1 pseudogene is annotated in these 1,046 nt (G+C 69.3%); it reads left to right on the forward strand.

Features of this window, described 5'->3' with window-relative positions:
- A pseudogene (locus tag IH68_RS0148930) lies at nt 1–1,046 on the forward strand (alpha-1,4-glucan--maltose-1-phosphate maltosyltransferase); the annotation flags it as partial.

Raw genomic sequence — 1,046 nt, forward strand, 5'->3', positions numbered from 1 at the left:
CTGGCGGCGGCGTTGACGCCGGAGGTGGACGCGGTGCTGGCCCGGCACCCGCTGCGGGAGTTCGTCACCGCCTCACAGACCCTGCCGCTGCTGGTGGAACGCGAACGCGCCCTGTACGGCGCCTGGTACGAGTTCTTCCCCCGCTCCGAGGGCACCCACGACCAGCCCCACGGCACCTTCCGCACCGCCGCCCGCCGCCTCCCGGCGATCGCCGCCATGGGCTTCGACGTCCTCTACCTCCCGCCCATCCACCCCATCGGCACCACCTTCCGCAAGGGCCGCAACAACACCCTCTCCGCCGGCCCAACGGATGTCGGCGTGCCCTGGGCCATCGGCTCCCCCGAAGGCGGCCACGACACCGTCCACCCCCAGCTCGGCACCCTCGACGACTTCGCCTGGTTCGTCCAGCAGGCCGCCCGGCAGGGCCTGGAAGTGGCCCTGGACTTCGCCCTGCAGTGCTCCCCCGACCACCCCTGGGTGCAGAAACACCCCGAGTGGTTCCACCACCGCCCCGACGGCACCATCGCCTACGCCGAGAACCCGCCCAAGAAATACCAGGACATCTACCCCATCGCCTTCGACGCCGACCTGGACGGCCTGATCACCGAGACCCTGCGGGTGCTGCGGCTGTGGATGGGCCTGGGCGTGCGGATCTTCCGCGTCGACAACCCCCACACCAAACCGGTCGTCTTCTGGGAGAAGGTGATCGCGGAGATCAACGCCGCCGACCCCGACGTGATCTTCCTGGCCGAGGCGTTCACCCGCCCGGCCATGATGCACACCCTGGCCCAGATCGGCTTCCAGCAGTCCTACACCTACTACACCTGGCGCAACACCAAACAGGAACTCACCGAGTACCTCACCGAGCTGTCCGGCGAGGCGGCCGCCTACATGCGGCCCAACTTCTTCGTCAACACCCCCGACATCCTCCACGAGTTCCTCCAGCACGGCGGCCGCCCCGCCTTCGAACTGCGCGCGGTCCTGGCCGCCACCCTCTCCCCCACCTGGGGCGTCTACTCCGGCTACGAACTGTGCGAGAACCTCCC

The organism is Streptomyces sp. NRRL S-646, assembly GCF_000720765.1.
Taxonomy (GTDB): domain Bacteria; phylum Actinomycetota; class Actinomycetes; order Streptomycetales; family Streptomycetaceae; genus Streptomyces.